Below are 26,353 nucleotides of genomic sequence, written 5' to 3'. Positions count from 1 at the left end.
CCACATCGTGGGGAAATCCCACCAGTCTCCCACATGGTTTCCCACACGGTCTGGCTAGGATTTCCCGTTGATTACCACGAGCCTCGGAGCCGCGCCACCTTCGAGGGCGGTGAGGTTGTCGAGCAGATGGTTGGGCGCGAGGTGGGCGTAGTTAAGGGTGGTCTGGATTGACTTGTGACCCATCCAGATTTGTACGCGCCGGATGTCGATGCCCCGGATGATCTGCCACGAGCAGCATGTGTGCCGCGTCGTGTAGACCACGGTGTCGTGTAGGCCGGGGATGTGTTCGCGGATGTTGCGCCACGTCTCGATGACCTCCCACTTGCCGATGTCGGAGAATGGCCCCGACAGGTGGCCGGTGTAGGGCCGCTGACGCTCGACCGCTTCCTGAGCGCGCTTGGTGAGCGGGATGCTCCTCGGCAGATCGTTCTTGGTCAGCTCGAAAGTCACCACGTTGCCACGCAGATCGAGCCACCGGAAGGCTGTCGCTTCGGAGTACGGGCGAGCGCCTGTGTCGACGAGGAAGATGAACAGGTCGCGGATGCGATCCTTCCCCCACAGCGTGAGGGTCTGGATGATCAGCGCCACCTCTTCCTCTGTGAAGAACCGCAGCCGACCCTTCTTGCCCTTCTGCCAGGGCAGGTCGGGCTTGGCCACACCAGCCTGCTTGGCGAGCACCGAGATCGCCGACAGGTAGCGGTTGATCGTTTGGTTGGCGACCTTGCGCTCGTCCATCAGATGCTCGACGAACTCCAGCACGTTCCCGGTGGCGAGGGCTTCCGCAGGGCTGGCCTTCTCGCCGGCCCACTTGACGAATGTCGTGGCGTTCCTAACCTGACCGACGCAACCGCCGTGGTTGGTCCAGCGGAACTTGGTGGCCGAACGCAGGACCTCCCCGAGGGTGCCCACGTCCTTTCCACCGGTCGACTTGGACGGACCTTCGGGCAGAACCTTGCCGGCCTTCAAGGCAGCGCGGGTCTCGAACTCCCACTTCTCCGCTGCTGCCTCGCTGTCAAACTGTTGTCGGAAGCGCTTGCCTCCAACAACGAACTCGGCCTGATACCCGCTGCCACGCTTGGTGACCGCCATGATGTTAGCTCCCCAGAATGTTGATGAGGGTGTTGTAGACCTTGGTGCCCTTCGGCGTCGGCCTGACGCGCTTGATGCGCCGGTCCATAGCGTCCTCGAAGGTGACCACGAGGTCATGTCCCGGCTGCCCCTTGCGATGCACCTTGGAGAGTGCAGAGACGTTTCGGCTGACCGACGATGAGCTGAGGCCAGTTGCCTGCTCCAGCTCTCGCATGGTGATCTCGGGCTTGCCCATGACGTGTAGGAAGACCGCGATCTGTTGGATTTGCATTTCAGCGTCGAGCTTGCCGAACTCCTCAATGAAGGAGAGCAGTCTGCGCGCTGTCTTGTTATCGGGCTGACGCCCGGCAAAGGTGTTCATTGTTCCGTCCCTCACATGGTGGTTACGTGTGGATTGATACTCCGAAGCCGCATCCTTTGCAACAAGGGGACCTTCCCGCTTCCGAGAAAGTCCCCCAATTGTTTCCTGTTAACGCCCCCTGCAGTCATCTTATCCTAGACGTTCGCGCAGCAGTTCAAGTGGATATGCGTTGACCGTCTCGATCCCGATCTCCTTCAAGGGAGCCGGGGCCTCAACCGAGATGATCTGGATGTCGCGGCGGCTGGCCTGATGTTTGAGCCAGAAGCCGTCGCGTTGAGTATCAGCAATAGGGTCGCCCATCAAATCAAGGGCTTCCGGGTTGGTTTTGGCGAAATAGCTAAGCACCGTATCGTAGCCGGCAGGCACGTCAGGGCTGGCGTAGGGGTTGCTGGGGACAGCCGCGCCGACCCCCAACGCGGACCCCCCTGCATTCTCCAACGCATCTGCAATACGGGTAAGTTGAACGAGGATGGCCTCGATCTTCTGCATCATGATATTTATTCCCTGAGTTGGCCTCTGTCCCTCCTGTGGGACGGCTGAGGGCGACTTATTAAAGGTTCTTGGTTTAGTCTATAGCTTTGGTGTCCAATTTGGACAGGTCGCGGTAGGCCTCCATGACGCTGACCTCCACCCGACGATAGAACGGTGCCGTCCTCGCGGTGTCCGCTCGACCATTCAGTGTGACGACCGTGCGTCTCCCACCGCGACTTATGTGAACGCGCTCTGCTACTTCGAGCGTCCTCAGGTGCCGCAGGACAGTCGTTCGAGGCAGGCTCGTCGCGCCGGCCAGCGAGGTGATGTCCATCGGCTTGCCTGAGTAGTGGCCGAGGCGCACCGCCATTAAGACGACGCTGACCTCTCCGGGATATTCCAGCTTGGATATGGCTTCCTGAATGCTGAGCATCATCTCGATGAGGATGCATCGTTTTGCCCTCTCTCTAGGTGTGTTCTTCATCTCGGGCCATGATCTCCAATTGCACGGTTGAGTGAACCGGTTGGCTCCCTCTCAAGTTGCTCCTTCTTTAGCGATTACAGATGTTGCAGATGGTAACGAGCGTATTTCTGGCCGGTCGGATCGACCTTCAATTCGGTCACGATTCTGTGTCCGAGGCGCTTTAATTCGAGGACGCGGGCTGGCAACTGGCGGCAGCGCAGGACGCCCTGGGCTTCAAGCGACGTGAGCGCACCCTTACGGCGCAGCAGTTCGAGAACCGACTTGGTCATGGGTGCGGTGGGCTCCCTGGCGGTGGCGGTGTTGGCTTTGGTCTTGATCATTGAGGTTCTCCGATTGAATTGATCAGTTGGCGAAGCGCGCGCCGACGACTTCCCAGTACTGGCCGCAGCGGGAGCGCCGCTTGGTCAGCCGGGTGCCGAAGATCGCTGGACGGAACTTGTTGGCGTAGCCCTGCATGAATGCAGCGGCCTTGCCCTCGGTCAGGAATTGCTCGTTGATGATGTGCATAGGAATATCTTCCTCTCTGTTGGGTGTCAACAGTGAATTTGAGTTACGCTTGCAAATGCGAGTTGGGATTAAGCGGTCTTGACCAGCCACCAGGCGGTGAACAGGCAGACGAAGGCGTAGCCGGCGAGGGCGATCTGGACGAACTCCCAGAGGGTCATGCTGCCGCCCCGACGAGCTGGTCGACGAAATACTCCTTGGTGCCGTGATACATCCAAGGATCGCGGTCGATGACGGAGCTGACCGGATAGGTCTTATTCGGGGTGCAGATCGTGACGACCACACTAATGGCCTTCGAGCGGACGAAAGGCGTTGCCCGATGAAGCGCCTTGTGTGCCGCGTCAAGTGACCCGCAGGCCTCATAGGCAGGGTCGAGCAGATCGCCCGATGACCGCAGCGCGCCAGTGGCGTTGCGATACCAGACCATGGACTTGAACATCATGCCTCGATCCTCCACGCGGTGATCCTGGCCGGCTTGTTGCGCACCTCAACCTTGCCCTGCCGGCCAGCCAAGAGGCGGGCGACGGTGACACAGGCCTTGCGAGTGCGGTGGAACCCGAGGGGCGTCATTGCCCCCGTGGTGTGGGACACCTTGAGTGCCCATTTGTTGCCCCGCTCGGTGTATTCGTCGAGGCGCTGGCAGATGTAGGTGGTCATTTCTGATCCTCGTTGATCTTGTTGCGGCGTTCCCAATCGCGGATTAGGAAGAGCGGCACACAGTCAGGTGGTGTGTTGGTGATCTGGTTTCGCTCGATGACGACAGGTGGCGGCTCAGGGTTGGCACCATCGATCTCGGCACCGAGGCCACAGAGCCCATTGAGCAGCGCGGCGAGATCGTCGCGGCTTTCCATGTGGAGCTTGTAGGTTGCGCTGGTGGGCAGACCCCCGGCCTTGCGGTAGACCTCGGCGTCGTTCTTCATGGTGAACCAGCGGCGCTGGACATTGTAGACGATCATGACGGCACCACGATCTTGAGCAGATCGGCAGCCATCGCGGCCTCGTCGATAGGCGTCCACCCTTCGCCCGATGGTGGACTGATCCACTGGACGCGGCGCAGGAAGGCCGGGATGAACTCCCAGTCGAAGGGGACCAGATGGTCTTCCTCGCCAGTTTCCCGAACGATCTGCCAAACGCGTTCGGCTATGGGTGCCAGAGCGATGCAGTCGTGGCGCATCTCAGAGGTGCCCCATTGGTCCCACCGAGCGTGCATCGGCTCAGCCCACTCGTGACCGGGTTTGCCTTCCTCGCGATACTCGACGAGCATGGCCTCCCAGAGGCACATGGCGGCTTCACAGTCGGCTTCGGTGAACAGCTTGGTCCTCATTTCGGTGCCCTCGCGGTCTTGATTGCGAAGATGGCGCAGCCGGTGATCAGCGCGCACCACAGGAAGGTTGCCCAGATGGTTTCGACTTCAGGAGGCATGATGGTTTCCTTTCGTGATCCCGAGCGACACCGGCCAGTGCTGGAGGACACCAGACCGATGCGCTCAGGGAACCTTTGCGACAGTGGATAGGTTAGCCGACGACGAAGCCCGAAGTGTCCTTCTTGGCTGGACCCTTGGCGTAGAGCCCGACGATGACCCCGCGAGGGTCCGTGAAGCGCATATCGGTTTCGTCACCGTCGATGACTTCGCGGGCCAGACGTTCGCCGCTGGAGTGGCCGAAGCTGTCGACCTTGCCACAACCGGCCACGGCGTCCCGAACGTGCTTCGAGCGATAGACCACGGCGATGTTGGTCTCGGTGTCCAAAGCGGCCAGCAGCACCGCATCGCGATAGGCCGGGTTCGCTTCGCTGTAGCTGAGCGTCAGGCTGTAGTTGGCCGGCAGCTTGCGGTAGGCCCGCTTGTAGACCTTGGTGTAGTCGTAGAACTGCACCTCAGGGAAAGCGTGGAAGATCGACAGGAAGCAAGCCGGGTTAAGCTGTGCCGGGTCGCTGGTTTCAATGCGGCGGTAGCAAGGGTGCGCCACCTCCCATTGAATGTCGCTGGTGCCGTTCAGCCGAACCGCTGGCTTGACGCCCTTGCGCTGGCAGTAGCGCACGAATGCCTCGATATCCTTGACCAGATCAGCCATGAATTGCCTGCGGTCACGGAAATACCGTCGCGTCTTGGCTATGCGAGCCTCGACAATCGAGTTGAACATGCCAGCGCGGCCAGCCTTTGACAGGCAGCCCATTTCACAGCCTGCCGTGGCAGCCATCGGGCACACGTTGCCGAGTAGCGATTGGGCAGCCGGCGCAAGGTACATGATGGCGGTTTCATATTCACCGAACTTGTCGCCTTTGATGGTCTTAGCGTTGCCGCCAGATCGAATGGTCTTGGACTTGAACATGATCGAAATCCCTTGAGTTGGACTTCGCTTGCGGGCTTGTGCCGTGGCCCCATTGAGCAACCGTGGGGCGGGACTGACACGCATTGGGCGGAACCGATTGCCGATCCGTGATCCCATGCGTTCGCGATGCCATCGGGCGGCACCGCAAGCGATTTGGTGAAGCGTGAACTTGCCAATCCACTGCACAGATGGGATTGTCCCGTCAGTGGATAGAGAAGGTCACACTTCTCGCGCCGCCCGGTTCAACCTTTCGGTCTTGCCACTGCGTTGGTTGCGGTCCACCTAGCTCTTCTGCTTTGCTCTAGGCTCTTCTCTCGCAACCATCCCGGTTATGCGCGCCTCCCGGTTCCGCACCGGTCTGGCCTTTCTTTCCGCGATACGTTCAAGGCCGCTGGCCTCTCTCTGCGCCGAGGTCTTGTCCCCGGTCCCGATCGCCCTGGCCGAAGCCGTTTCGTTCGATGACCAATACCTAGACGAGAGCGGGATGATTGCGCAAGTGGGAAGATTGAAAAAAGCGCTAGATAGGGGTTACTTTTGAGGTAAACCATTGAAATCACACAGAAAGAAAGTTTGAAGAAATCGCCGCAGATTGCCCTATCGTGTCACTGAAGGGATTAACCGGTGGCCGGCATGAGCCACGTAAGGACGCATGATGCCGCAATGAACAGGCTAACCCACATGCCGACCTTATCGTCGCGCCGACCAAACCAGACAGCACCAATCACCAACCCCGTGACAACAGCGCCCCAATAGAAGCCCGTCAATTGATCGCCCATACCTTGCCCCTTTCGTGCGCCATAGCGGAAACCGTGTGGGCACCTATACGCGCGGAGCTAAAGACCGATCAAGCGTGACCTAGCGTGAGACCTGAAGGCGCGGCTTAGGTTGTCCCCGAGCAAATACACCGATTGGCAGACAAGCGAACAAAGATTCCGCGCTTGGAATGCCCGTTCCATGCCGCCTTATGTGCGCCTCATGGTGCGCCTCATGGTGCCCTAGATGCATCGAAGAGATATCATATCCTTTGGCAGCCCTTGGACTGCACGGCGTTGCGCCTTCAATGTGGGGAATTGTGTGGGAGGGTGCGACACGCGCGACTAAGACCACGCGCAATGTGCCCGCCCGCGCGCGGAAAGATGAGGGGGTACGGGGGGTCGGCGCGCGTGCCTGTTATCCGATCACCCGCTCAGAAATTTGCACCAAATATTCCGACCCCCTGGCCTTCGGTCCCACATTGACATCGCCTTCATTCCGATTGAATGATCCTGAAAAAATCAGTGCAGGGGACGACATGCCGATAACACAGCTGGCACACGGCACCTTCGAACCTGAAGACATAGCCATTCTCCAGGAAATGTTCGATCAACTCTGTGCGCTGCGTGGGATCACCCGCGAAAGCCCCGAAGCTACGACGGCTGCCGAAAGCCTTATGGCACGATACAAAAGCGGGCTTCGCGGCGATGAACTGCTTCAGACCCTCGCATCGAAGTAGCCGCTGCCCTACATCCCCGTCATGGCAGAACCTAGGTACGAACTGAAGCGTGACCCTAAGGGATGGACGGTGGTCGACCTACAGACCGGCCTTCCGGCTGAGCCTGAGGGTCACCCAGCGGTTGGCCTGGAGATCACCTATGCGACGGACTTAACGATGCTGCTGAACGCCAACCACCTGAAGAGCAGGCTCTCCTACGGGAGGTTCACCTGATGTCGCTCTCATGGTTCTCCCCAGCGGTCCCCATCAAGGAACGCATCGGCCTCCGCTACAACGTGTCCTCGGCCGAGGCTGCCGCTGAGCAGCTCCTGAAGTTCACCAAGCGGGGCGCGTCCTGGCGACGTGCGGTCGAGTGCTGCGTAGCCTTCGGGGAACAGAGGGCGACAGCTCAGGAGGTCCGCAGGCTCTTCCGGCTGGCTGCCAAGGACGAGGGGGTCCTCCTATCTGACATGGATGACTGAGGGGTCTCCTGACTACGGTAGTCGACCTTAGGCACCCCTCGGCACACCTCCAGGGAGAACTCCGGGGGCTGCTGAGGGATGCTATCAGGTGTCACTTAGGGGTCACCCTGAGGGGGGGCTACCTACGGTTCCAATCAGGTCCCACTTAAGGGTAACCCTAAGGGGAACCATCGGGACAGTGCTAGTGGGCAACCTATTCGATACTGAAGGGGAACTGAGGACCTAGAAGAACCGAGGGGAGGACCGTAGGGAGGCCCCGAGGGCGTTCTCCATGAAGCGGGCCAGTTCGAGATCGAGCAGCTCCTGCTTCCTCTGTTCGACAGCCACGGTCGTGTTCCGGGCCATCCATTCAATCCAGTAGGCGACACAGCCGGCCACAGCGTCCAGTCGGTCGTCGTGAGCCAGGGCTCCCCGGTTCTTGGTGATCCGGGTCATCTGGTAGAACAGGCGGTACTTGTTGACCTCGTCAGTCGGCAGAGCAGCCGTGCTGTCGTAGTCCCATTCGATGACCTTGGGATCGACCACCAGACGGTGCTGGTTCATGATCGGTTCAAGGGTGTCGATGATGCGGGCTTCCTTCTGGGCCTTTGACCACTCGGCGTCCTCAATGGTGACCGGGTAGCGGAGCTGGGCACGGGCGCGGAGGAGTTGGGCGAACATGCCGTCGCCGTAGTTTGGCTCGACCTTGATGATGTTGACGCCCTGTTCCTTGGCGCAGTCCAGTATCTGGTCCAGCACCTTGTCGTCGTAGCCATGGCCGCGAGCGCCACCAACAGCGGTCAGGTAGAGGATGCCGTTGAGGGCCTTGACCACAGCCCATGCGGTCTCGTCCTTGCCTCGGCCCGAGGGGTCGACGAACATGGCCGTGCCGTCATAATCGACGAAGTCCTTGTCGGTGAAGATCGGACGGTGCAGGCGGTCACCCGGCAGGCCGATCATCGGCAGCTTCTCGATGACCTGTTCAGGGCCGGAGCCCCACACGACCTCTCTCGGGGCCTTGCGAGGGTTCAATCCCATGATGATCAGATCGGACAGCTTGAGCGGGAACCGGTCCTCGTCGGAGAGGCTGGTGTCGAGGTAGAACTGGAGGGCGAAGCCTGAGCGCCCGTAGGACATCTCACGCTCGGTCAGGTCGATATCGGTGAACCGCTGGGGATCAGTCGGGCCACCCACAAGGTCGGGCCTAGCGTCCAGCTCGCGGCCAACCATCGGGGCCAGCTTTGAGCCATACTTGGCGCGGCGCTCCTCATCGGGATAGCGAGCCGGCCAGATGCGGCAGACGTAGCCACGGTCGGGCAGGAGGTTGTAGATCGACTGCTCGGTCTGCGGGGTGCCGAGATAGATGATGCGGCCACCCGGCGACAGCACGGCGTCGAACTCCTTGATCTGTTCGGACAGCTTCTCGCGCTTCAGGTGGGTGTCGGAATTGTTCGGGACCTCAATGTCGTCCGCGATGATCACGTTGGCGCGTGAGCCGGCGATCTGCGAGGTGATGCCCAGCGACTTGACCGAGGGGCTGTGCGAGGCACGAGCGGGGCCAACGTCGAAGGCAACCTTGGACTGGCGCTGATCGGGGCCGGGTCTCAGGTGGGCCAGCAGCTCCATCTCGAAGATGAGGCGCATGGTGAAGGTCGAGAAATCATCGGAACGCTGCTTCGAGGCAGAGATGACGAGGACCTTGGTTTGGGGATCGCAGTAGAGCAGCCAGCAGACGAAAGCCGAGGTGACCCAGGACTTGCCCACGCCACGGAAGGCTTCGATGATGAGGCGCTTCGGGCCGTGCTGCAGGAAGGATGCGATGTCATACTGGACCTTCGTGGGGTCCGGTAGGGTGAGGTGTTTCCACACGACGTAGAGGAAGTTTCTGAAGTCGAGTAGAGGGTCATTCTGCGACGACAGCGAGGTCGAGGCAGATAGCGTCTGCTTGGTCATTTAATCCTTCAGGGAGGGGCAGAGAGCGCTCAGGACGAGCGTTGCGAGCTTGGGGGCTGTTGGGTTGCTGAGCGACCTAGCGCTCGTCCTGAGGCGTCTCTGTTGGCCTATGGCCTAGATGGTGGTCCACGCCTGCGCTTGAGCGGCGGTGGGGACAGTTCGGGAGGCGAAGAAGCGGGTGATCCGCCCGTCGATACGCATTGCGCCGATGCCATTGGTCCCGAGGTCCCAGTGGGTCAGTACGCCGGTCAGCGTCATGCCTGGGCCGGTTGCGACAGGACCGCCGTTGAGACAAGCTCCACACCCTGTGGGGGTGCGCCAGACGATGCCCCTGTTGAGAACCAAGAGGCGCTCGTCAGAGTAGACTGGCTTGTTCGTGGTGGAGCAGCCAAAGGCGTTCAGGCCGACAGTGTTGGAGCTGATCTGGAGGTCGCCATCGGACACCGCAAGGCCACCATCGCGGCGCTGGGCGTACTCGAAGAAGTAGACCTGAGAGGGCTCGTCACGGGCGAAGAAAGCCAATGGAGAGTTGTCAGCGATCAAGGCTGAGGCCCGATCACGCCATGCCCGCGTGTTGCTGGAGATGACGTCCTGCTCGTACTCGCTCTCGTCCACGTTGACGAAGTCGATGAGGTACGAGTTGCCGGCCTTGCCTCGGAAGCCCACCGAGTAGGCGGCGAGGGTCTGGGCAGGAAGCGAGTAGCGGCCAATGCCGTTATATCGCGCCTTGTTCAGCGTGAGCGCCGTGAACGTCGTGCCATCCATCGTCATTTCGAGCGGGTCGGTGCCCGTGATCTGCTTGACGTCAGCGTACATGCGTCTTGCCACGGAGGTCGCCGTGATCGCCTGTAGGCACGTCCCGTCTGCCCCAAAGGTCAGAAGAGAGGCCGAGTTAGCAACCTTCGTGCGGCCCGTCTGGGTCTTGGCTGCGGTGACGCTGGCGCTCTTGACCCACGCGGCGTTCGTCAGGTCCCGAGGGGCCAGGGCGATGTTGGTGTGGTCGTAGTTGATCGCCAAGCCGCGCGACGTGCGCCTGATGCCTGAGGTCGTCGTGAAGGTTCGGAGAGACCCATCGGTCTCCTCGTAGAAGCTCGGGTTGACGCCAGTGAGCTGTGGCCTCAGGAGGTGGCCGGCGCCAGAGAACTGGTTGGTCTCGGGGAGGGTGCCTCCGAATATCTGGTAGCCGGCGAAGTCGAGGTCGTAGACCGCGTTGGCCGCAGGGAAGGTCAGGACCGGGACGGAACTGGACGTGGTCAGCAAGACGTTCCGAAGGACGCCCCTAAGGACGACCCTCGGAACCGCTCTGATATGCGACATCAGTCGAACAGGTCGACCACAACGGTGCCCGACGTGAAGGCACCAGTCTTGACGCCAACACGGAAGTACCAGGCCGAGCCGGCAGAACCGGTGTTCTCGACTGGCGCGGTGAAGCTGGCGACGTCAAGCCAAGTCGTTTGGTCCTTCGAACGCTGCAGAACAACGGTCGCCACGAAGGTGCCGCTGATGGTGATGTCGAAGGAGTTGCCCGACTGGATAAGCACGGGCGTGGTGAAGGTGTTCTGTGCGGTGATGTTCATCAGTTGAACCGTTCTTGGTGTTCGGAGCCGTCAAACGGCAGATTGGCGACGATGTCGTTCACGACCTTGTTGGTGCCTGGAGCGACCGTCGTCCCGGTGTGCTTGAGGAAGTTCAGGATGACGTTCAGGGACGCCGCATCGGGCGTCACTTGCACAGCCTCACCGGTCTCCTTATCGACGACCGTACGGCCTTCGGTGAGGATGGTCTTCAGCTGAGATGCGAACGTATCGAAGAGGTCTTCGAGACCAGTCTTGTCGGTCTTCACTTGGTGTCCTTTCGGAGCATGTCGCGGGCCTTCGAGATGATCTGAACGATCAACCAGATGGTGCCCAGGATGGGAGCGATCAGTGCTGCGCCGTCAGATGCCGAGTGGAGCCAAGGGAGCCAAACGGGGCTCGATACTGCGGAGACGGCGACCGCAGCGGTGGTGTGTTCCACGGAGGTTGTTCCTGTGAGAAGAGCTAGTGTCACAGCGCAGCCGCCCATGCCCAGAGGCTGTCGATCTGCTCTGCAGTGATGGCGAAGAGTGCGCCGAGGCCCTCGACGAGCGGGTGAGTACGCTTGAAGTAAGTGGCGTATTTCCACTCGATCATGCCTGCTGGATCGCTCATCAGCTTGAAGTCGACGTCGGCCTCAGCAATGTTGATGGACAGTAGGGCGAGCCTGAGCTGGCGAGGAGTAAGTCCCGGCATTCCCGCACGGAGGGCTTCCGCTGGGGGAGGTGCCCACGTTGACCCGCTCCAAATGCAGTCTGCCCGAGCTGGCGCGGTCGGGACTTGGATGGAACCCGCTGGGGGCGTGACGCCATCAAAGCCGCCGATGTAGTTGCCAGCCTCGTCTACGTAGAACTTGGTCATGCCCAAGCCCTCATGATAATTCTCCAGTTTGCGTTCGTGATGAGCCCCGAGGTGCCGTCATCCTTCTTCATGATGTAGGCGTTGGAGGCTGCGTCACCCATGCGGATGGTGATGTTGGATGCGTCGGGAACAATGCTCCAACCACGAGGCTGAGCGCCTGCGTCCGTCATGGATTGGTTGAGGATGATTTCGTCGCCAACCGCGTAGCCGAGCTGGGCAATGGCGCACTTCAGGAAGATCGAGTAGAGCTTCGGCTGCACCCCAAGACCGTGGGCCAGGATGAGCTGACCGCCCGCAGTGAGAACCTGCTGTGCGCTCTCGAAGACCCTGCTGATGGGGAGATTGGAGAGGATGGCGTAGCGCGCATCCTGTTCGGCTTGGCTGAGCTGCAGCTTGTACCAAGTGCCCCACGCCCCATTCATCTGGTGGCGGCGGTAGGTCTGCGTGTTTGAAGCCGAGGCGGCAGTGAAGATGTGAACCGTTTGCGTCCGCCAGCCGGTGGAGCCGTGGGCCTCGACGTTGCCGAGATACCAGTTGCCATCCGGTGCATTGGCGGCAGCGCTGCCCATGTACCAGCCGTTGTCGAGAGCGGTGTTCCAGTCGGTGATCGTCTGAGCGACCGCGCCGAGGCGGGCCAGGAGGGGACCAGCAGGACCCTGAGGGCCTGTCGGACCAACCGGGCCTTGGATACCTTGGATGCCCTGATCGCCCTTGGAGGCGACGACGTTCCAGTAGGTCGCGTTGGGCGGTGCCATGCCAGTCGTGGCGAGGATGCAGATGTAAGCCGAGCCACCGAAGCCCACGACGTCCTTAGCCGTGTATGCCGTGGCGGGCGCATAGGTGCCCCTCCAGATCATGCCAGGGGTGCCCGCCGAACCAGTCAGGCCGATTGGACCTTGGCTGCCCGTGGGGCCTTGGCTGCCAGTGGGGCCGGTGTTGCCCTGCGGACCAGTATTGCCTGCCGGCCCTTGTTCGCCCTGAGGGCCTTGGGTGCCGGCGAGGCCTTGGATACCCTGTGGGCCTTGGCCGAAGCCGATGCCCGTGGACCAGTCTCCCGAGGTAGCCGAGAGCTTCCACGAAATCTTGCCGAGCTGGGTGTCGAGGTAGGCGAAGTTCTTCGGTCTGGCGTCATACGCCGCACGCTCAGCGGTCAAGCCGAGTGCGTCAGGAATGAACGCCTGTCCGGTGACGCCCTGTTCGCCTTGGGGACCCTGATTGCCGGTCGGGCCTTGGAGACCCTGGGGACCCTGTGGTCCGATGAGACCCTGGGGACCTTGAATGCCTTCAGGACCCTGCGGACCTTGAACGCCGGTCGGACCCTGATCGCCGGTCGCACCCTTGTCGCCGGTCTCACCCTTGGGCATGTCAGCGGAGGTGAAGGGGCGGAATTGGCCGTCGCTATCGAAGCCCAGAACGTTGTTCCTACGGGCCTCAATGGAGGGAAACTGCAGGAAGACACGACCCGCGTCACTGTCGGGGGCGAGCAGCGTACCGCTCTTCATCAGCACCGCGATGTCGGCGCTTTCCTGAGCGATGTAGAGGGACTGCAGGGCCTGCCGGTTGAGGTCTTCAGCGCGAAGCGAAGAGCCATTCTCGATGACCGTCAGCGGGGGCTTTGGGGTCTCCCGAGCGATCTTGATCTTGGTGCCGTTTGCCGGTGCAGTGGTGAACCGGAGCTGGAACGGCCCCATCCACGCGAACGCGCCGGAGGAGACTTCGTTGATGTAGACCTTGACGTGATTACGGTCGAGGTAGCCAAAGTCGAACGTGAAGTCCTTCTTCGACCCGTCGCCGTTGTAGACGACATACGAGAGAATTAGAGATGCCATTGGTTTCCTTGGAGTGGAAATGCAAAAGGCCCCCGGTGGTTAGCCGAGGGCCTTGTTGAGGGGTGCCGGTAAGGGTTAGTGGGGGGCGCGCTCGGGGAGCCCGCTGATCCAGCCGTTGAGACCCATGACGATGGGGAGAGAGTTGCCGAACATCACGACGCGGGCGACCTTGCGGGCCTCGTCCTGTGACCAGTCGCCATCGCGGGCGATGCCAGCCAGAGAGCGGCCAGCTTGATACAGGTCGTCGAGGCCACCTGAGGTCGGGTTGCCAAGCCACATGTTGCTCGCCTGACCCGTCGAGCGGGTGTAGGAGAACAGGGTGTCCTGGCCCGTCATGCCCAGTCCGGTATCCACGAGCATCGGAATGATCGAGGAAGCGCCGGCCCGAGAGAAGGCAGCAGCAGCGAGGTTCTTCGGGTTCAGTCGCTCTTCGAGGAACTTGTCCCCGTCCGAGCGCAGCATGGCCTGAGCCTTCATCTGCATGATGTAGCCGGCAGCCGCGAAGGCTGTGGTCATCACGAGCTGATGAGATGCAGCCAGGTAATCCTTGTCGTGGACCATACGGGCAACCTTGAGGGTCTGCTTGCCATACGATCCGACCATGAACGTGCGGAACTGCATGAGGGCCTTGGCCAGCGGATGAGACATCCACTTGGTCATGTTGCCGATGTCGTTCTTCTGGATGATCTGACGAGACAGCCGGTGTGCTGCCGAGATGAACGCCTCGCGAGCTTCCTTGTCTGCCCACTTGTCGAAGTGAGCGCGGGTGACCTTGCGGCCCGTGATGAAGCCTACCTCGTGTTCGAAGTTTCCGTCGGTCGTGAACTCCTTCAGGATGCGGTCGGTCATGTCCTTGCTGAGGCCCAGGTCGGCCAGCCGCTTAGCTGACATTCCCTTGCCCCCGTTGTGGGCCATGTCGGAGAACTTCTGGACGATGGCCTTGGCGGTCCACCGCTCCAGCATGACGTTAGCCTGGATCAGCCCCGAGATTTCCGAGGTGATCTTGTTGGCCTTGTTCAGCTTGTTCTCCACGAACTCCTTCCAGCTCGACGTCGGCTCGCCATGAAGGCCACCGGAGAACTCGTCGATACGGTAGTCGGAGGTGTGCAGCAGCCGGTCAGCGCCTACGCCCATGATCGCCTCAACGTCGTTGCCGAGGCCAGACTTCAGGAGCGATGCCCCGTCGTCCGTCACGACACGCCTGAGGGCCGGTGCCTGCGAGAGTGCAGCCTTCCAGCCGAGGGACGCGATAGGTGCCCCGATCTCGGAGACCTGGGCGAAGCCGACTTGGTTCATGATGCGTGAGAAGTTGTACTTCCTGACCATCCTGAGGAACCAGCCTGCGCTGGTCGCCTCCATGGCGCTTGTTGGCCGACCGAGGATTGACGCATAGGCGTACTCCAGACGCTCCACACCGGCAGTCGCTTGGGCCTTGGTGATCTTGCCTTGAGAGATCAGGTCGGCGTTCTTCTGCTTGACCTTGGTGATGTACTGGTTGAACTCGCGGTCGCTCGTGAAGCCGTTGATCAGGAGTTCCCCTGTCTGAGGGTCCTTGAAGCGGTATCGGGCGAGCGCCACGCGACCGGTGGCATTGCGCATGTAGCGCGTGAAGTTCTGCCGAGCGTCCGTGACCACGAGGTCCGAGATGCTGATGCCACGTTCGCTCATGACGCCGTGCTTGTTGGCGACGTTGTCGAGGGACATCTTCTCGTCCAGCAGGAGGCGAGCCTTGTTGTGGCCGTCCCTGCCGGCGTCCTTAGCCTTGGTCTTGCCGAACTCGTACTTCAGCGCCTCAGCGTCCTTAGGGTCGAGCCCATAGTGACCTTCCAGCATCTCGACGAGGGTGTCGAGCTGGTCCCGGCTGAGGACGTGCGTCGAGACGTCTTCCAGGCCGTGAGCCCGGTCGACGATGGCCTTTGTGAAAGCCTTGGAGGTGCGTTCGATCAGGTCGTCAGCGAGCGCCGTATTCGCGGACTTCATTGCCCTGCCGATGAGGTTCTCGATAGGGGCAACGCCGAACTCGTTGACTGCCGCGATGATCGCGTTGCTGTCCCAGTAGCGTGGGGCATAGTGGGGGTCGGTCGGGATGCTGTCGGCCCCGAGGACTGGGCGAGCGTCTTCGATGCCTTCCCGAGCGTAGGGGTTCTGCTGGAGCTTCAGCGCGTCGGCGTACAGCTCAGCGTGTTTGTTGCCCATCTTGACCACGGCAGCGTCGTAGCGGTCGCCTCGGCCAGGAACCCGGTCGGTGATGTAGGCGTGAACCTCATTGTTGAAGTTGCGCTCGATTTGGGCTTTGTTCAGACCCTTCTGGCGCTTGGCGTAGTCCGCGAGCTGCGGGCCGTAGGTCTGAGCCTCAATGATGCGCTTCTCGTCAAAGAGCCGCACCTGATCCTCGGAGGCCGCGAAGCCGTTGATTGCGCCATTGGCCTTGCCGGTGCCATCCTGCACGAGACCAGCGCCGGCCTTCACCAGAACGTTGTCATCTTGCTGCAAGCGAGCTGACAGGTCGGGGCGGATGGAGCCAGCGAACGTCTTGTCGAAGTCGCGCCCGTCGAGGAGCCCGAGGCCCTTCTCGTCGAGGAACAGCTTGGTCACGGCAGCCTTAGCGGCACCCACGGAGCCAGCCATGTCGACACCCTCATGGGCCTCGGCGGCTTTGCGTCCCGCGCGTTGGAGCTGGGCTCCTTCGAACGTGGTCTCGGGGCGACCAAACAGGTGCCCGACAGCGCCACCCACGCCAGCGCCAAAGACGGTCGCTGCGAAGAGGTCTGATTGGGAGACGTTAGGGTTGACCGCGGCGTTGATCGCCACGGAGGCAGCGCCACCAGCGGCACCAGCCATAGCCCCTTCAAGGACCCTGCCGAGACGCTTAGCGCGATTGCCAAGGACCAGCTCTGGCGCCACCGTGGATGCCATGATGTCGGCACCAAGGGCGACCGGATCGAGCATCGAGTTGACCATGCTCAGGGCTGTGCCGGCGAAGCCAGCATTGGAGAGCCTGACGTTGGCGTCCCAGTCCGACTTAACGCGGCTCAGGTTGTCCTGATAGTCGGCCTCCGAGACACTGGCGAGACGAGGTGCATAGCGCTCGATCTCGGACGACGGGATGCCCCGTGCTTCCAGATCAGGCTTGATGCGGTTCTCGGCCAGCGACCAGTTCGGGTCAGGGGCGAGTTGCTTGTTCTGCACTGCCAGCCAGGGCAGCGTCTGTTGGGTGTTGTAGGCGTCCTTCTGGAGCTGCCACCAGCCGGGTTCGGCGGTCTCAACTTCAGGGGCGCGCGGGGTGTTGGTGCGCCACTCAGTAACCTCAACGGAGGTCGTGCCAATGTCAGCCGACCCGTTGCTCGGGGATGACTGAGGGGCCTCGTTGAAGGTGCCACCAAGGAGAGCTGCCGCATTCCTGCGGTGCCCAGCCATCTGGGTGTCAACCTTCTCGTCGGAGGTGCCGGGAGCGCCGCCGTTGTTCTCGTCGGTCTTGCCGCCGCCGTTGGGGCTGCCGGTGTTGATCGTGGCATAGAACTGGTGCATTCCCATGCCCGGCTTGAAGCCGTTGTCGACCATGTAATCGGCTGAGGCCGCGACCAGCTCCGAAATCGACCTGCCCTTGGCGTAGCCGTACTTCTGGCGCTGTGGCTCACCCATCTGGATGTAGCCTTCGTGTCGGCCCCACTGGGTCGTCGGACCCTTCTTCCACGGGTCGAATGTGCCGCCAGTCTCATACGAGATGGCCGTCGCGAAATCGAGCGGGTCAGCTCCGATACGCTTTGACTGCTCGATGATGGCGTTCCTAAGTTCGTCGTTCATTGTTCCTCATGGGTGAAATGGAAAGGCCCCCGGTGGTGTGCCGAGGGCCTCCTAGGAGTTAGCGGTTTGCGCCGCCGAAGGTGGGTGGAGTGAAGCCGTTGTCGTCATAGACCGGGCCATCCTTGCGGACGCGCTTGCCAAGCTTCTTGATGACAGGCTTGGCACCCGGTTCGGGCACCGTCACGTCGAAGGCCTCGCGGGTCTTTGGGTTGATCCAGATCGTGCCGTTGCCATCTTCTGCCTTGGCAGGGACGAGGCCGTGGGTCTTGGCTGCACCGTGGACCGAGATGTCATGAGCAGACTTAGCGTCAGCCGTGGACTTCATGTTCTCGCCGCGCTGGCGGATCGTCTTCAGTGTGACGAAGTAGGGCTCTCCCGTCTTGTCATCCATCAGCGGCTGGCCGGTGTTCTTGTCGGTCAGCAGGAAGCGCCCGCCTGAGCGGTTCAGGTCCTGGGCCGGCATGATGGTGATGTCGCTGGTCGCGATGTCGTGGTCCTTCAGGACACCTGGGTTCTCCGTTGCGAAGTCCCCGATGATGCCATCCAGCGCCGGCTTGTAGTTGTCTGGAAGGGCCTTGTTGCCCAGCTCCAGAAGCGTCCCGTTGTAGGTGATCGAGTTGCGCTTGACGCTGTCGATTGCGACAGTGACGGCCTTGTCCTGATCCAGGCCACCACGCACTAGGCGCTTGGCGATGGACGCAACACGCTGCTGAGCAGCCGCCGAGTTCCAAGGGGTCAGGCCGCTGCCGATGCTCGTGCCGAACCAGCCATCCTGCGTGGCGATGTTCTTCACCGAACTGTCGATCTTGTCGTTCTGATCGCGGGTGAAGTTCAGGCCGTCGACCTGTACCGGCTGGGAGGTCCGCACAGCGAACTCCAGCGCAGCCTGATCGGACATCTGCCGGCCGTCTTTGCCGGTGAGGTCGTCCTTGCCGATCATGAAGCTTTCCATGAAGTCACGGTCAGCCTCGTCGAGGTAGGACATGTATGTGTTCTTGGAGGTGTTGTAGAGCCACCTCGCGACCTTGACCTTGTCCATCACGCCCGAGAGCGCCTGCGGGTCCTGACCAAGATCCACCGAAGCGGACTTGGAGATGCCCGAGACGATTGCCTTGAGGCCGGGATGGTCGAGACCGGACTGCTGAGCCTTGCGGAGTTCCCGAGACATTGTCTGATCGGGCGTCTCCTTGTTGGCCTGAGCGATCTGCTGAGACTTGTCGAGGTAGCGGTTGAGCGCTTCCTTCCTGATCGTCTCGGCAGGCTTGGTCTTCTGTTCGCCAGCGTGATCGTACCAAGTCGTGTCCGTGACCCGGTCGAGCTTGCCATCAGCCAGGAGGCTGTCAGCTTGCCGATCGATCTCCAGCTCTTGGTTCTTGTCGTCGCGGACGCCAATGGCCTTCGCAGCTTCAGCCTTGATGGCCAAGACCTTGTCGCGGTAAGCCCGCTGTGAGGACAGGGACGTCTTTCCAGAGCGTCCGTTGTACTCGGCGTCCAGCATAGCCACGGCGTATTCAGGGCTCGTGGAGGCCAGCCTGGAGGCCGCGTTGAGGTACTCGTTGTCGAGCGTCTCGTCGTTGACCCCGAGGGAGCCCTTGACGCCCAGCGTACCGCGAACCGTGTTGAGCTTGGCGGCGAACGTTTGGGGATCGTCACCCTTGGAGATCGAGGCGTTGGCGCTGTCGCTGATGACGGTGAAGGCCGTGTCCGTGTTGGACTGATTCACGCGGTCGGTGCGGTATTTCTGCTGTTTGGCAAGCACCGAAGATTTGTAGCCGTCCCATGCCTTGCCGGCAGCCGAGAGGGCGTTCGGGTCGGTCAGGCCGCTCTTGTCGATGCTCTCTTGGAACTTCTTGGCGAGGAACTCTTCCGGGTTCCCGTTGTCCCAATCGAAGCTGGTCTGCAGCTCAGCGTCGGTGTCAGCCGCAAGGCCTTCCGCCCACTTGCCACCATAGACCGACTGACGGGCCGCATTGGCGATCTTGTCGTCGGTGACCATCATCTTGCCGTCAGCGATGTCCTTGCGCGTCTGCGCTAGGGTCTGGCCGGCGATGTGCATCTGGAACGCCGCATCTTCCTTGGCTCGGTCTTCTTTGGAAGTCCTGCCGGTCAGGCCGACGAGGTTCCCAACGGAGCCCGAGAAGGCCCCAAGAGCATCAGCCAGACGGAACAGGTTCTCGTTCTTGGCCGGCTGCGGGGGAGGGGCGTAGGTGTCCGACTGCATCGGTGCCGGCGCGAGCCTGACGTTCGACTGCAGATCGGGAGCTTGAACTCTACCCTGAGGCATTAGGCGTATCCCTGCTGCTTGGCGCGCTGGTAGCCACCGAAGGCTTCGAGACCTCCACCCATGATGCGGATGGCGGCGTCAGCGAACGACGGCTTCTGGCCCTGTTGAACGGAGTTGATGCGACCCTCGGCCTGCGCCTGGGTGCTGTCCATCTCGCCTCGGAGATAGTCGGCCTGCATCTGGTAATTGTTGTCGAGGGTTCGCTCGTAGCGGCCCTGCTGACCGAAGTAGTCGCCAATCAAGGCGTCAACCGAGAGGCCCGATACGCCGGCTTCACCAGCGGCAACTTCTGCCGTGGATCGAGCGCGCATGGCGTCGGTCTGCAACTGCTGGGTCTCCTGAGAGGCAGCCTTGCGTTCCTGTAGGGCGCGGTTCTGGTTGGCCGCATAGGTGTTGACCGCAGCCTTGTTCGCCGCGATCCGGTTGTTGTTGTAATATTGCTGCTGCGCCTCAGCCTGCTGCGACTGGCCGACGAAGCCGGCGACGGTGCTGGCAGCGGACAGGGCGAACTGAGCAACAGCCATTCCGACTGCGCCGATGCACATCGTTATGACCTCAATCTTGCAAATTCGTGGAAAGGACGCTTCTCAACGCCGAACTCGTCATGGGTCCTCAGGAATGAGAAGCCCATGCGCTTGAGCCAGCGGATGTGCGTGGTGTTTCGTGCGTCGATATGGTTGCCGAGAAGCGGGCGCACCCTGTGCAGCCTCTTGAGCCACTTAGGGGTGAGGCCAATCAGCTCTCGACGGTATTTCGTGATGGCTGGTGAAGAGACCATCCAAACGATCCCGAGGTGGGGATTGTTGTGGACCGGATCGACACCGAAGAGGCCAAAGACCTCGCCTGATGGCTCAACGCCGGCCCATACGTAGTTGCCCTGCTGGACCAGAAGAGGCAGGACAACCTCGGGCTCCATGCCCAAGGCTGCCTTGCATTCGTCTCGGTCTGCTGACCGCAATCGCGGGGCTAGGAAGATAGCGTCGGCCACCTTGGCCCTGCGAATTGTGATCATCAAATCCTTTGCGATTTCTGGACGTAGTTGGCGACCCACTCTGCTGAGAGCAGGCAGGACGGGAGGTAGCTGTCGTTCACGATCTCGATCTTGACCCGGTCGTTCTTCGACAACACGGGGACCTTGAAGCTTCCGTCAGCGAGGTTGATGGTGTCGACCCGGTTTGCCGGATCACCCATGAGCCTGCCGCTGGAGAAATATGCCCTTGTGTCGCGAGACATGGGGGTGATCTCCACACGGAAATAGGCGCTGTTCGAGTACTGGATCATGAGCTGCAAGAGCTGCAACCGACCCTCAGTTGTCACCGACACACCACCCGCACGGCTTTCCTGGCGGATGAAGATTGTGGAGAGCCCGTAGCGCGTCTCGTAGGTCGTGCCGAAGTAGAGCGGGACGTTCCTAATGTCGCCCTGCAAGACCACCGTGGAAGGCGTCTTGGACAGGATGCTGATCTTCAGTCCAGGTTCAAGGACGGGCGTTATCGCCCCTGCGGTGACGCAGATGTAGTCGGCCTCGGCCATGTTGTGGTCAACAGGGACTGTCGTCGTATCGGCGTAGGGATCATAGACCCGAGTGTCGTAGTCCTCGACACGGAAGCGCCTATCGATGTTGATGACGAACCGGACGTCTGGATCAACGCCAGCCGGCTGGATTTCCATCACCTCGATATATGCCTGCAGTCCACGGTTCACGACCATGATGAGCTGGCTGTCAATGAAGCCGATGTCGAGGATTGCAGTCACGCCGGGGAACGTCCACCGGGACCAGCTCGACTGTAGCTGCTGATCGTTCGACCAATAGTACTTGTAGACGTAGAGCGCCGAAGGGTCGCCCTCAGCCTGCACCAGAAGGATGTCCTCATGGGTCGATGCGGCGATCTTCAGGGCCGTGCCTGGGATGTACTGAGGCACATGTCCGGTCGTGTCCACAGCGTCAGCGAGGCCGGTGTTCACGTCGATCTTGTAGTCGCGGATCATGGTGAATTGGCCACGTTCCACCGGGAAAAAGATCGAGTTGCCGGCGCGTACAGGGCGAGCCTGACGGGACGCCTGGAATGACGTCGAGGGCCGGATCGAGGCGGTCTTTGGGGTCAGCAGCTCGTTGCCCATGAGGGTGAACTGCGTCTGGTCCGCGAACAGCACCAGTCGGTCGGAGGCTGCCACAGCGCTGCGAAGCACCGAGACGCCGTTGTCGGTCGCTGCCACGTCGATGGGATCATCGTCGAGCAGTGCGGTGGCGGTCGAGCGCCAGTAGTCGAAGTAGCTCCCGGCACGGGACAGGATGACGTTCTCGCCAGCGAGGAAGCCAAGGCGGTTCTTGAAGAACAGCACCTCGTTGATCTTCTCGCCCACGAACGACGGGCCAGGGGCGATCTTATCGTCGCCGGCTTTGCGGAGGTCCCATGTGGCCTCGTCGAACTTGAACGTGCCATCTGCCTGACGGATCAGAACGTGCGGCATCGTGGAGGCTTTGAGGGCCTTCTGGACACCCGGCTTGGGGATTTCCCGCCAGACGCCGATGGAGGAGTTGGCATCCTGCCGGTCGAACCGGACGAAGTAGTTGTCGAACTCGGTCCCGACGGAGCCGGTGATCTCGATGGCGACGTCATCCTCGCAGTAGGCCGGCAGATCAGCGAAGTCCTGCACGGTCTTGCGCATGGCCTTCATGGCGTTGCCGTTGTAGCCATCGTCGACCGCGATGCTGAAGTCTGCACCGTCGTTCTTCTTGATGTAGATCGTCGACTTGAAGACCTTCACCGTCCAGCCGTTGGCGGCAGTGATGCCGTTGGCAGCGAGGTTGGTGTCGGTTGCCTTCCACGTCCAGTTGCCGTTCGGCTTATCGTTGGCCGTGTTCTCCATCACGATGGTCTCACCAGTGGCAAGACGGCGGGCGATGTAGGAGACGTCTACGGAGGGTGACTGAGCGGCGCTCTGGCCGTCCGGTGTCCGGTACTCAGCGACCTTCACGTTGTTGACGGTGATCGTGTAGAGCTTGCCGTAGTTGCCGGCCAGGACGTTAACGATGGCCTCGCTCGGGGAGACCTGTTCGACAATCGTGGGGTAGATCTCGACCTTGATCGTCTGGTTCGTGATGTAGGTGTAGTCGCCAACCGTCAGGGCGCGATAAGGGGGACGCTTGTAGGCGGACGCGCTGTAGGCCAGATAGCCGTAACCCTTCGGGGCAGCTACCGCGTATTCATTCCCATCTTCGAGATCGAACACGCGGATGCCAGCCGGGGTCATGAGGACCTCGTATCGCTCGTAGGCGTCACGGTTGATTTGGTGGGTGTAGACGTTCGCCGCAAAGGCAGGCCCGAGGGCAGCCCTGAACTGTGTCGGAGGGCGCTTCTTAAGGCCATCCACGATGGTGGAGTAGGCGTTCGTCTGGACCTCGCCTTGGGTCGCCAGCCGCAGGGCTACTGCTTGCTGGCTGATCCCGTTGGCAAAGTTGGCAATCGAGCCAGAGACCTTAGCCACTTAGCTGCGGCCCCGGAGCTTGATCATGAACTGGCTGTCGGACAGCATGTTGGCGTCACAGCTATCCATCTCCTCGTCCAGCATGGTGGCGCGAGCGAGCTGCTCGTCCACGGCGCTGTAGGAGTGGGTCGACTGGTCACCGAAGTACCGGTCCTGATACTTCCGAGCGGCCCTGATCGTGATGTACATGCGGGCAGTGGACGGGAGTTCCTCGAAATCGAGACCGAGGACCCAATCGACCGTCACGTTGCCGGTGAATTGGTAGGTGCGGTTGCCTTTGTCGTAGAGACGCTGGCCGCGCTGCACGGCGTTGGTGGCCGCGCTTTCGCCCGAGGTATCGATCCTCAGGACGTTCGGGGGAAGAATTACCTCTCCGCTCTGGTCAGGGGACAGGCTTACGGCCTCTTCCCTGTTGAAGTTCCAGCCAACGGTTTGGACCTCGACCGAGGTAGCCCGAAGGGTATTCATGGCGAGCGAGGCGTCGATCACCTGGTTCTCCTCAAGGGTCGACACAGGGCTCTCAGAGCTGGTCGCGAGGATTTCGTTGATCGCCTCAAGCTCTGTCAGTGGGGTCAGGCCGTTGGCCATTTGTCCTCCAGTGGAGAGTTGAACGAAAAAAACCGAGGCCCCCTAAGGAGCCCCGGTTTCTGTGATGGTGTGGATGGATTAGGCCGTAGCCAGCTCCAGACCGCATTCCGGACGGAGACCGCCGTGACCGACAGCGTACTTGGCGACGATCAGGGTGCCCTGACGCGAGACCATGTATTCGCTCTCGATAGCGACATCGAGCAACTTCACGGTGCCAGCGAGGCCCTTGTTGAAGATGATGCCAGCGGTGTTCGTGAAGTCGCCCTGGTACTTGGCCGGGCCGGTCGTCACGTTCGTGCCGTTCGGGAGGTTCAGCGACTTGAAGACCGGGATGTCCGCGATCTTGAAGACCTTACCGTCCGAGTACGAACCCTTGCCGTCCCAGTCCTTGTTGATGACTTTGGTGTTCTGGGCCAGAGCGTAGTACTGCACCGGCTTCAGGGCAGCCGAACGCTCAGCCGGGATGTACTTGCCATCCAGAACGGCAGCCGCGTCGAAGAAGGCCGCAGCCATCTTATCGCTGTCCGTCAGGAGGGCGGCGTTGACGATCTTGCCACCACCCGGCAGGCCGTCGACAACGTTCGTGCCGCGCGACGTCAGGATCATGGTGCGAGCGACGTTGCGGTCGTACGCCTGGGCAAGCTCTTCACCGAGCTGCTTGGTCATCTCCGAGCGGGTCTCGAAGTGGTTCATCGCCTCGTAGATGTTGGCGGTGAAGTAGTCGGTCAACAGGAGGTCGTCGATGGTGATGACGCGCTCGTTGAACTTCGTGATCGTGCCGAGGACCTGATCGCCCGGCGTGTGATAGCGGGCACCCGAGGTGCGACCGGTAACGGGGAAGGAAGCGGACTTGCCTTCCGAAATGTTGCGGACCATGTGCTTGTCCGCGAACTCGACAGTGCGAGCGAATGCAGTCAGGATTTCTCCGGTTGCGACCTTGACGAAGTTCGCCTGGACGTCGCCAGTGCCGTTTGCCTGACCGAGGTTAGATACGATGCCACCATTGGCCATATTGGTATTTCCCGTGTTTGTTCTGAGGTTTGCGCGGACCTCGGAGCAGCACTGGAAGCTTCATTGGGATTGTCCGGCTTCCACACCCTCAGGTGCGGTTGGCGGGTCTCCAAGTTGTCTTCTGGTGAGACTTCCTTGGTTCCTTGATCACCGCCTAAAGAGGGGTGTGATCTGTCAGAACAGGCGTCGGGAATTGTGGATTGCGGTCTTAGGCGTTAAGAGGAGAGCGCAGGGGGAAAGTAATGCGCCGGTTCCTTGATGTTTTGAGCAGATTTCTCGAAGGCTTCGGGAATGCCCTCGGCCCGGTGATCATCATCGCCATCTTGATTATCTTGCTGCTCAATGGCTCGGGCTGGAACATCTATTCACCCGACTAGGGACCCCTTACGGGGGTCAGTCGCTACGACATTTCGGCCTCGTCAGCGGGCACCCTCAGTGGGAGAGACTGTCGTAGAAGGCGATGAGGCGCTTGCCGCAGTCGGTCTTCTCGCTCTCCGATTTCTTCAGCGCGGCAATGAGGTTCATCACCCGCTTCTTCGTCATCACGCCCGAGGAAGGCGGTGCGACGGACGTGCTGAAACAGACCCGAAGGTCAGCCGGCAGCACGGGGTAGGTAGGTGCGATCCTATTTCCAGAGGTCGCGCAACCGCTCAGTGTCAGTGCCACTAAGGCAGACGCTATCGCGATCTTGAAGCGTGTCCACATACTGGTTCAGCTCGTCGATTTTGTTGGTTAGGGCAGCACTGCGATTGGCTGCCTCGGTGGCGAGGATGGCGTCCTGAGTGCGAGCGTCCTGCTCGTTCTTCAGGTTCATCTCGGCAACCTTCAGGTTCCCCTTAAGGAGAGCCGTCTCGGCTGCGTGTTTGGCGTCAAGCCGGCCTTTGCCGTAGATCACGCCGATGAGGGCGAGGACGGCAAGCAATCCGGCGAGGTAGGCATAGACCCTGGGTATGATAGGCCTGTCTCCTGTCCGTTGAAGAAGTTGAGGAAGCGGCGGTAGTCCATGTGACCGACACCGACATAGGCCCCGTAGAGGGAACCAATCAGCGCCAGTGACGATGCCACTGCAGCGGTCCCCTGATTGGTGTAGAGGCTGTAGAAAGCGAGACCCCAGGCCAGCCCCGTGTTGCCGAGCAGGAACATCTTGGAGGTGCGCCTGCTCGACTTGATATGGTTCACTTGCCGTAACCCGAGGCGCGGAGAGCTTTCTCGAAGGTCAGGCCGATCTTGCCGATCTCAACCTTCTTGTCGACGCCGTTGATGATGCGCCGTGCTTCGACGAACTCGCGGAGGTCTTCCACGTCACCCTCGTCGATGCCATCCATGTAGTCAGCGAGCTTCTTGCCGGTGAACCAGCCTTGCTCCATGCCGACGAACAGGATGATCACCGCGTACTCGGGGCGCATGACCAGCTCGGGGTTCTTGACGAAGTCCACGTTGATCCCGAGGACCGTGCGGAAATAGTCGGAGGCCTTCTTGTAGTTGTAGTCCCACGTCAGTTGGACGTAGCCGCGACCGTAGAAGGGCCAGTAGCGGAGGTGCGTCTTGCGCCAAGCCTCGGCGTTCTTGATCCAATTGGCCTCGGCCACGGGCTGCATCGTCCTGCCGGTTTCCCAGTAGGTCGTTGCGAGCATGTAGGAGAGACGGTCGAGGGGTGTCTTGACCCTCTCGGCCTGATCGAGGATCAACGTGAAGCCAGCTACCTGAGTGGCAGCCAGCGGGCCGAACGCAGAACGCACCGCAGCGAAGAATGCTAGGCGGTTCATGGTGTCCTTTGAAATGGCCCCCA

The 26,353-nt window shown here is 61.0% G+C and carries 30 protein-coding genes; 2 read left to right on the top strand and 28 right to left on the bottom strand.

Features of this window, described 5'->3' with window-relative positions; genetic code table 11:
- Positions 1-54: 54 nt before the first annotated feature.
- The 11 genes from NKJ11_RS24740 to NKJ11_RS24690 form a co-directional block, all read right to left on the bottom strand.
- Positions 55-1,089 (bottom strand): tyrosine-type recombinase/integrase, encoded by a 1,035-nt coding sequence (locus NKJ11_RS24740; protein ID WP_352794529.1) that lies wholly within the window; start codon positions 1,087-1,089, stop codon positions 55-57.
- A gap of 4 nt (positions 1,090-1,093) precedes the next feature.
- Entirely contained in the window at positions 1,094-1,450 is a 357-nt protein-coding gene (locus tag NKJ11_RS24735; RefSeq protein ID WP_352794527.1) for a MarR family transcriptional regulator, read from the bottom strand.
- A gap of 129 nt (positions 1,451-1,579) precedes the next feature.
- Positions 1,580-1,942, bottom strand: a complete 363-nt coding sequence (locus tag NKJ11_RS24730) for a hypothetical protein (RefSeq protein ID WP_352794525.1) — start codon at positions 1,940-1,942, stop codon at positions 1,580-1,582.
- Between the two features lie 73 nt (positions 1,943-2,015).
- The gene (locus NKJ11_RS24725; protein ID WP_352794523.1) at positions 2,016-2,405 is read right to left on the bottom strand and encodes a hypothetical protein; all 390 of its coding nucleotides are present in this window, start codon (positions 2,403-2,405) and stop codon (positions 2,016-2,018) included.
- 74 nt (positions 2,406-2,479) lie between these two features.
- Positions 2,480-2,725 (bottom strand): helix-turn-helix domain-containing protein, encoded by a 246-nt coding sequence (locus tag NKJ11_RS24720; RefSeq protein WP_352794522.1) that lies wholly within the window; start codon positions 2,723-2,725, stop codon positions 2,480-2,482.
- A gap of 22 nt (positions 2,726-2,747) precedes the next feature.
- Entirely contained in the window at positions 2,748-2,912 is a 165-nt protein-coding gene (locus NKJ11_RS24715) for a hypothetical protein (protein ID WP_352794521.1), read from the bottom strand.
- 154 nt (positions 2,913-3,066) lie between these two features.
- Complete coding sequence (locus NKJ11_RS24710) at positions 3,067-3,351, bottom strand: hypothetical protein (RefSeq protein WP_352794520.1); 285 nt, start codon at positions 3,349-3,351, stop codon at positions 3,067-3,069.
- On the bottom strand, positions 3,348-3,566 hold the full coding sequence (locus tag NKJ11_RS24705) for a hypothetical protein (protein WP_352794519.1): 219 nt from the start codon (positions 3,564-3,566) through the stop codon (positions 3,348-3,350). The genes NKJ11_RS24710 and NKJ11_RS24705 overlap by 4 nt, the downstream gene beginning before the upstream one ends.
- Entirely contained in the window at positions 3,563-3,865 is a 303-nt protein-coding gene (locus tag NKJ11_RS24700) for a hypothetical protein (RefSeq protein ID WP_352794517.1), read from the bottom strand. The genes NKJ11_RS24705 and NKJ11_RS24700 overlap by 4 nt, the downstream gene beginning before the upstream one ends.
- Entirely contained in the window at positions 3,862-4,233 is a 372-nt protein-coding gene (locus NKJ11_RS24695) for a hypothetical protein (RefSeq protein WP_352794515.1), read from the bottom strand. The genes NKJ11_RS24700 and NKJ11_RS24695 overlap by 4 nt, the downstream gene beginning before the upstream one ends.
- 190 nt (positions 4,234-4,423) lie before the next feature.
- Positions 4,424-5,239, bottom strand: coding sequence for a GP88 family protein (locus tag NKJ11_RS24690; RefSeq protein WP_352794514.1), 816 nt, complete (start codon positions 5,237-5,239; stop codon positions 4,424-4,426).
- 1,024 nt (positions 5,240-6,263) lie between these two features.
- Between NKJ11_RS24690 and NKJ11_RS24685 the strand changes: the two genes are divergently transcribed.
- Positions 6,264-6,731, top strand: a complete 468-nt coding sequence (locus NKJ11_RS24685) for a hypothetical protein (protein WP_352794512.1) — start codon at positions 6,264-6,266, stop codon at positions 6,729-6,731.
- A gap of 683 nt (positions 6,732-7,414) precedes the next feature.
- On the opposite strand, the gene terL is transcribed toward NKJ11_RS24685, so the two are convergent.
- The 14 genes from terL to NKJ11_RS24615 form a co-directional block, all read right to left on the bottom strand.
- On the bottom strand, positions 7,415-9,124 hold the full coding sequence (terL, locus tag NKJ11_RS24680; RefSeq protein WP_352794510.1) for a phage terminase large subunit: 1,710 nt from the start codon (positions 9,122-9,124) through the stop codon (positions 7,415-7,417).
- A 114-nt stretch (positions 9,125-9,238) separates the two neighbouring features.
- Entirely contained in the window at positions 9,239-10,384 is a 1,146-nt protein-coding gene (locus NKJ11_RS24675) for a hypothetical protein (protein ID WP_352794508.1), read from the bottom strand.
- A 56-nt stretch (positions 10,385-10,440) separates the two neighbouring features.
- Positions 10,441-10,701, bottom strand: coding sequence for a hypothetical protein (locus NKJ11_RS24670; protein ID WP_352794507.1), 261 nt, complete (start codon positions 10,699-10,701; stop codon positions 10,441-10,443).
- Entirely contained in the window at positions 10,701-10,967 is a 267-nt protein-coding gene (locus tag NKJ11_RS24665; RefSeq protein WP_352794506.1) for a hypothetical protein, read from the bottom strand. Before NKJ11_RS24665 ends, NKJ11_RS24670 begins: the two co-directional genes overlap by 1 nt.
- The gene (locus tag NKJ11_RS24660) at positions 10,964-11,140 is read right to left on the bottom strand and encodes a hypothetical protein (RefSeq protein ID WP_352794505.1); all 177 of its coding nucleotides are present in this window, start codon (positions 11,138-11,140) and stop codon (positions 10,964-10,966) included. The genes NKJ11_RS24665 and NKJ11_RS24660 overlap by 4 nt, the downstream gene beginning before the upstream one ends.
- Before the next feature lie 29 nt (positions 11,141-11,169).
- Positions 11,170-11,559 (bottom strand): hypothetical protein, encoded by a 390-nt coding sequence (locus NKJ11_RS24655; RefSeq protein WP_352794503.1) that lies wholly within the window; start codon positions 11,557-11,559, stop codon positions 11,170-11,172.
- A complete protein-coding gene (locus tag NKJ11_RS24650; protein WP_352794502.1) occupies positions 11,556-13,388 on the bottom strand; it encodes a phage tail fiber domain-containing protein in 1,833 nt (610 codons plus the stop codon). The genes NKJ11_RS24655 and NKJ11_RS24650 overlap by 4 nt, the downstream gene beginning before the upstream one ends.
- Before the next feature lie 75 nt (positions 13,389-13,463).
- Positions 13,464-17,192 carry a hypothetical protein gene (locus tag NKJ11_RS24645; RefSeq protein WP_352794500.1) on the bottom strand — a complete coding sequence of 1,243 codons (3,729 nt, stop codon included), beginning with the start codon at positions 17,190-17,192 and terminating at the stop codon, positions 13,464-13,466.
- A 58-nt stretch (positions 17,193-17,250) separates the two neighbouring features.
- Positions 17,251-19,413 (bottom strand): hypothetical protein, encoded by a 2,163-nt coding sequence (locus tag NKJ11_RS24640; protein WP_352794498.1) that lies wholly within the window; start codon positions 19,411-19,413, stop codon positions 17,251-17,253.
- 62 nt (positions 19,414-19,475) lie between these two features.
- A complete protein-coding gene (locus NKJ11_RS24635; RefSeq protein WP_502905816.1) occupies positions 19,476-20,021 on the bottom strand; it encodes a virion core protein, T7 gp14 family in 546 nt (181 codons plus the stop codon).
- Between the two features lie 2 nt (positions 20,022-20,023).
- Positions 20,024-20,488 carry a hypothetical protein gene (locus NKJ11_RS24630; RefSeq protein WP_352794494.1) on the bottom strand — a complete coding sequence of 155 codons (465 nt, stop codon included), beginning with the start codon at positions 20,486-20,488 and terminating at the stop codon, positions 20,024-20,026.
- Positions 20,488-22,965: a phage nozzle protein gene (locus tag NKJ11_RS24625; protein ID WP_352794492.1), complete on the bottom strand. Its 2,478-nt coding sequence runs from the start codon at positions 22,963-22,965 to the stop codon at positions 20,488-20,490. The genes NKJ11_RS24630 and NKJ11_RS24625 overlap by 1 nt, the downstream gene beginning before the upstream one ends.
- Entirely contained in the window at positions 22,966-23,553 is a 588-nt protein-coding gene (locus NKJ11_RS24620; RefSeq protein ID WP_352794491.1) for a phage tail tubular protein A, read from the bottom strand.
- Positions 23,554-23,631: 78 nt separating this feature from the next.
- Positions 23,632-24,564 carry a major capsid protein gene (locus tag NKJ11_RS24615; protein ID WP_352794490.1) on the bottom strand — a complete coding sequence of 311 codons (933 nt, stop codon included), beginning with the start codon at positions 24,562-24,564 and terminating at the stop codon, positions 23,632-23,634.
- Between the two features lie 242 nt (positions 24,565-24,806).
- On the opposite strand from NKJ11_RS24615, the gene NKJ11_RS24610 reads away from it, so the two are divergent.
- Entirely contained in the window at positions 24,807-24,941 is a 135-nt protein-coding gene (locus NKJ11_RS24610) for a hypothetical protein (RefSeq protein WP_352794488.1), read from the top strand.
- A 248-nt stretch (positions 24,942-25,189) separates the two neighbouring features.
- On the opposite strand, the gene NKJ11_RS24605 is transcribed toward NKJ11_RS24610, so the two are convergent.
- From NKJ11_RS24605 to NKJ11_RS24595, 3 genes are read right to left on the bottom strand one after another with little or no spacing between them, the layout of a single operon-like run.
- Positions 25,190-25,486 (bottom strand): hypothetical protein, encoded by a 297-nt coding sequence (locus NKJ11_RS24605; RefSeq protein WP_352794487.1) that lies wholly within the window; start codon positions 25,484-25,486, stop codon positions 25,190-25,192.
- Positions 25,456-25,743, bottom strand: coding sequence for a hypothetical protein (locus tag NKJ11_RS24600; protein ID WP_352794485.1), 288 nt, complete (start codon positions 25,741-25,743; stop codon positions 25,456-25,458). The genes NKJ11_RS24605 and NKJ11_RS24600 overlap by 31 nt, the downstream gene beginning before the upstream one ends.
- Positions 25,740-26,330 (bottom strand): carboxypeptidase, encoded by a 591-nt coding sequence (locus tag NKJ11_RS24595; protein WP_352794483.1) that lies wholly within the window; start codon positions 26,328-26,330, stop codon positions 25,740-25,742. Before NKJ11_RS24595 ends, NKJ11_RS24600 begins: the two co-directional genes overlap by 4 nt.
- Between the last annotated feature and the right edge of the window lie 23 nt (positions 26,331-26,353).

The organism is Mesorhizobium sp. M0243 (assembly GCF_040321775.1).
Lineage (GTDB): Bacteria > Pseudomonadota > Alphaproteobacteria > Rhizobiales > Rhizobiaceae > Mesorhizobium.
This window is presented reverse-complemented; position numbering and strand designations above follow the sequence as displayed.

Excerpts from the sequence above, each read along its gene's own strand:
- NKJ11_RS24735 (WP_352794527.1), bottom strand. The coding sequence starts at position 1,450 with ATGAACACCTTTGCCGGGCGTCAGCCCGATAACAAGACAGCGCGCAGA.
- NKJ11_RS24630 (WP_352794494.1), bottom strand. The coding sequence starts at position 20,488 with ATGATCACAATTCGCAGGGCCAAGGTGGCCGACGCTATCTTCCTAGCC.
- NKJ11_RS24610 (WP_352794488.1), top strand. The coding sequence starts at position 24,807 with ATGCGCCGGTTCCTTGATGTTTTGAGCAGATTTCTCGAAGGCTTCGGG.
- NKJ11_RS24695 (WP_352794515.1), bottom strand. The coding sequence starts at position 4,233 with ATGAGGACCAAGCTGTTCACCGAAGCCGACTGTGAAGCCGCCATGTGC.
- NKJ11_RS24705 (WP_352794519.1), bottom strand. The coding sequence starts at position 3,566 with ATGACCACCTACATCTGCCAGCGCCTCGACGAATACACCGAGCGGGGC.
- NKJ11_RS24655 (WP_352794503.1), bottom strand. The coding sequence starts at position 11,559 with ATGACCAAGTTCTACGTAGACGAGGCTGGCAACTACATCGGCGGCTTT.
- NKJ11_RS24715 (WP_352794521.1), bottom strand. The coding sequence starts at position 2,912 with ATGCACATCATCAACGAGCAATTCCTGACCGAGGGCAAGGCCGCTGCA.
- NKJ11_RS24645 (WP_352794500.1), bottom strand. The coding sequence starts at position 17,192 with ATGAACGACGAACTTAGGAACGCCATCATCGAGCAGTCAAAGCGTATC.
- NKJ11_RS24730 (WP_352794525.1), bottom strand. The coding sequence starts at position 1,942 with ATGATGCAGAAGATCGAGGCCATCCTCGTTCAACTTACCCGTATTGCA.
- NKJ11_RS24690 (WP_352794514.1), bottom strand. The coding sequence starts at position 5,239 with ATGTTCAAGTCCAAGACCATTCGATCTGGCGGCAACGCTAAGACCATC.
- NKJ11_RS24725 (WP_352794523.1), bottom strand. The coding sequence starts at position 2,405 with ATGAAGAACACACCTAGAGAGAGGGCAAAACGATGCATCCTCATCGAG.
- NKJ11_RS24620 (WP_352794491.1), bottom strand. The coding sequence starts at position 23,553 with ATGGCCAACGGCCTGACCCCACTGACAGAGCTTGAGGCGATCAACGAA.
- NKJ11_RS24740 (WP_352794529.1), bottom strand. The coding sequence starts at position 1,089 with ATGGCGGTCACCAAGCGTGGCAGCGGGTATCAGGCCGAGTTCGTTGTT.
- NKJ11_RS24635 (WP_502905816.1), bottom strand. The coding sequence starts at position 20,021 with ATGTGCATCGGCGCAGTCGGAATGGCTGTTGCTCAGTTCGCCCTGTCC.
- NKJ11_RS24720 (WP_352794522.1), bottom strand. The coding sequence starts at position 2,725 with ATGATCAAGACCAAAGCCAACACCGCCACCGCCAGGGAGCCCACCGCA.
- terL (WP_352794510.1), bottom strand. The coding sequence starts at position 9,124 with ATGACCAAGCAGACGCTATCTGCCTCGACCTCGCTGTCGTCGCAGAAT.
- NKJ11_RS24650 (WP_352794502.1), bottom strand. The coding sequence starts at position 13,388 with ATGGCATCTCTAATTCTCTCGTATGTCGTCTACAACGGCGACGGGTCG.
- NKJ11_RS24615 (WP_352794490.1), bottom strand. The coding sequence starts at position 24,564 with ATGGCCAATGGTGGCATCGTATCTAACCTCGGTCAGGCAAACGGCACT.
- NKJ11_RS24595 (WP_352794483.1), bottom strand. The coding sequence starts at position 26,330 with ATGAACCGCCTAGCATTCTTCGCTGCGGTGCGTTCTGCGTTCGGCCCG.
- NKJ11_RS24670 (WP_352794507.1), bottom strand. The coding sequence starts at position 10,701 with ATGAACATCACCGCACAGAACACCTTCACCACGCCCGTGCTTATCCAG.
- NKJ11_RS24710 (WP_352794520.1), bottom strand. The coding sequence starts at position 3,351 with ATGATGTTCAAGTCCATGGTCTGGTATCGCAACGCCACTGGCGCGCTG.
- NKJ11_RS24640 (WP_352794498.1), bottom strand. The coding sequence starts at position 19,413 with ATGCAGTCGGACACCTACGCCCCTCCCCCGCAGCCGGCCAAGAACGAG.
- NKJ11_RS24700 (WP_352794517.1), bottom strand. The coding sequence starts at position 3,865 with ATGATCGTCTACAATGTCCAGCGCCGCTGGTTCACCATGAAGAACGAC.